The organism is Candidatus Equadaptatus faecalis, assembly GCA_018065065.1.
Lineage (GTDB): Bacteria > Synergistota > Synergistia > Synergistales > Synergistaceae > Equadaptatus > Equadaptatus faecalis.
Genome location: JAGHTZ010000085.1, coordinates 1 through 3585 on the forward strand (window position 1 = coordinate 1; position 3585 = coordinate 3585).

Here is a 3585-nt window from a genome sequence, read left to right on the forward strand (position 1 = left end):
TATTATTCCAAGAAATTCACTTGTCGTCATAAGCACCACCCCCTTGCTGTTGGGCTTGAGGGCATAACCGTCCGCCGTCTTTTGAACAAACCGGCAACTGAGAATATTATAGCACGCAGAAGAAGAAATTGTGTAAGTGCTGAATGCGCCCTTAAAGGTAATGCGAAGTGCGAGGTGCGAGGTGCGAGGTGCGCCTTTAAAATTCTTCATTATTCATTTTGCATTATTCATTATTATTGGTTCATTTTGCATTATTCATTAATTTTTTTGCCCGAGAGTTGTTTTTTGCCTCTTGAGAATACCCCTTAAAGAATAGGGGGTGTTATAAAATTTTCGCAGGGTAAGCAAAAATACTTACTGAAAAATCAGTAAAAATACTTAAAAATCAAAAAATTGGAAAAAAATCTCTAAAACACTTGACAAATGTCAGGGGGGGGGGTGATAATTACTGTTCAGAAGCGGTCTGCAAGGGGGAAGGCCTTTTTTGCCCCGTGACAACAAGATTTTAGACAAACATAGATTTTGCAGCGAATATAAACAAAAAAACTCAGGAGGCAGAGAAAATGAAAAATCACAGAAAACTTGCGGCAGTCTTAATCCTCTTATCGTTCATTTTCGCTTCGGTTTCGCCGGTGGCGGCGGCAACGGGAAATGGAATAGCCAAAGGCTACAGCTTTCAGAACATCGGCGACACCACAAACTTCGCCGGTTACAACTGGACGCTGTACAATAAAGACAGCACGTACGGTTACATAATTACGTCAAATGTAATGGACTTGGCAAAATCCGACGGCAGCGGAAAATTACAGTATTATAAATTCAGGGACCTGGCTGTTGAGTGGAACTCCAAGTTATACTCATACTCCGATCTCCGCAAAACAGTCAACGGCTACGAAGCAGAAATGAAAAAATACAGCGGAGCAGATGTGACGTGGGCGGAAGCAAACGGCACCGCAGAGGGAAAGAACTACATAGTAAAGCATAACATGACAGAAACAGGGTCCAGCTACTACACGGGAGATATCAATCCGGGCTTTGCCAAAATGAGTGACTATAACGACCTGCTCTACATACTTTCAGTAAATGAAGCTCAGGCGGTTCAAGACGCGGGATATGGACATGACGGGTCACATAAAAATATACTTGCGGCTAAGTTGGGCTGGTGGCTTCGTACGCCCGGTAAAAATAACTGGGTTGCTTACGTCAGCGACCTGGGCTACATGTTTCAAGAGGGGGAAAACACAAGAAGTGAAATTCGGGGTGTGCGTCCCGCTTTGCAAATCAATTTGGCATCCCCAATCTTTGACACGATTCTATTCAAAACTGCCGAAGGCGGCAAGGATTCGGTAACGGTAGGCGGAGGGTTCTCGCTTCCCAAAACAGACCCCTCGACAGCTCTTACAAAATATACAAAAGAAACGCTGGCGTTCACGACGCCCGACTCTGTTTCCGCAAGCGGAACGACAACGGAGGTTGCAGAAACGCTTGACAGCCGCATAGGAACGGACAAGGTTATAGACCTCACCAGACCGCTTGTAACAGGCAAACAGCTTGAAGTTGACTACAGCGGCTTTGAAACAACAACCGCTCATGACCACGTAGCAGCTCTCGTTTCAACAGGCAGCGGTAACAGCGAAGCCTACGTCAACTACGCAAAGCTTTCGGCAAACACGGCGGAAACAGGTCTTATCGTTGACACCTCAAACCTTGCCAACGGCACGTACAATCTGTACCTCTTTGCGGAAAAAATCAACGAAGATAAAGACGCGGCAACAGCCATGAAAAACGCCGGCAGCTTTACGCTCAGCAACACCTACACGAACTACGGCACGCTCGCGGCATCGCACGCAGCAGAAGGACTTACCGCTAACCTCGGCGGCGGCTTCCAACTCGGCTTTGAAAACGCCGCGTACGACACGAAAATAAACGTAGGCGCGGGCGGGGCAAACATAGCCGCCGAAGCGGGCGCAAGCGCGGCGGAGCTTCATCTTGACAATGCGGAAGCAAAGCTGCTGAACGATTTTACGATAACGGACAAACTCGGCGGAACGGGAAGCGTAACAGGCAATACTCTCACGCTTGACGGAACAGCGATAGACGGAACAATAACGGCAGAAAAACTGAAACTGCAGAACGCAAACAATCTGACAGGCAGCCTGACCGTAACGGAAGAGCTTTCAGGAACGGGAAACGTAACTGGAGATTCTCTGACCCTTGCCGGAGTAACGGCAGACGGAACAATAACGACGGAAAAACTAAAACTGCAGAACGCGAGCAGCCTGACGGGTAGCCTGACAGTAACGGAAGAACTTTCGGGAACGGGAAGCGTAACGGGCAACGCCCTGACACTTGACGGAGCAGAGGCAACCGGAACAATAACGGCAGAAAAACTGGAACTGCTGAACGCAAACAGTCTGACGGGAAATCTGACCGTAACGGAAGCACTTTCGGGAACGGGAAGCATAACGGGCAACGCCCTGACGCTTGACGGAATAACGGCAGGCGGAGCAATAACGATTGGAAACCTGAACCTGCTGAACGCGAACAGCCTGACGGGCAGCCTGACCGTAACGGACAAACTCGGCGGAACGGGAAGCGTAACGGGAAACGCGCTGAAGCTCAGCAGCGTTGTAACAGAAGGCAGAGTAACGGCGGACAAGGTTGAATTTACTGACGGCAAAAGCTTTGTCAAAGGCGGCACCTTAACCGCAGACAAAATATCCTTCTCAAACGGCGGAAGCTTCACCACCGACCAGACGTTATTCGTGATGGACGATACCATGGCTTTGGGAAAAGACGCGTCAATCGGCGCGAGCAATTCCGTGGCACTCGGTGCAAACTCCGAAGCAACGGAAAACAACACAATATCCGTAGGCTACGCCGGCGGTGAAAGAAAAATCGTCAACGTCAAAGCCGGAGAAAACGACACCGACGCAGTGAACTACGGACAGATGAAGCATGCAATAGGGACAGGGACTATAACAAGCTTCACAAGCACAGGCGGAGCGGTAAAGGCGCACAAAGCCGACAGCAGCACAATGGATGTTGCGCAGCTGCACAACACTATGGTGACCAGCGGAACAATAACGACAGGCGAAAACAACAAAAAATATCTCACGCTGACAACCAAAGACGAATACACCGGAGCTGCAAAACAGCTTGACGGAATAAGCCTTGAAGGCTTATCCTCCACAATAACCATAACAGGAGACGGAGGCTCACCGATTACAAACGGAGCGAACATAGCCTTCAAGCATGTGGTTGAAGACGGGAAAGACAAAATAGCTGTAGGGTTGCTGGACGAAATAAACCTGCGAAGCGCGAACTTCAACACCGGCAACGGCTACGTATGGGTTGACGAAGACGGAATATCTATGACGGAAATCGGAGACGAAGAACACTCCAACTACGGAAAATTCTCCGAAATGACAACAGACCACGTAACGCTCGGCTACCAGACAACAGCGACAGACGAAAAAATCTACGCGGCGTTAAGACCCGACACTCTGACAATAGACGGACACGACTACATAACAACAGCCGGAATAAACGCCAACGGAAAAGAAATTGCCAACGTAAAAGCGG

The 3585-nt window shown here is 48.9% G+C and carries 2 protein-coding genes; one reads left to right on the forward strand and one right to left on the reverse strand.

The window, feature by feature from the left end; translation table 11 throughout:
• Nucleotides 1-210 (reverse strand): hypothetical protein (locus KBS54_07015; GenBank protein MBQ0055871.1); only part of this gene is annotated, 210 nt, incomplete at its 3' end.
• Between the two features lie 353 nt (nucleotides 211-563).
• On the opposite strand from KBS54_07015, the gene KBS54_07020 reads away from it, so the two are divergent.
• Nucleotides 564-3585 (forward strand): hypothetical protein (locus KBS54_07020; GenBank protein ID MBQ0055872.1); only part of this gene is annotated, 3022 nt, incomplete at its 3' end.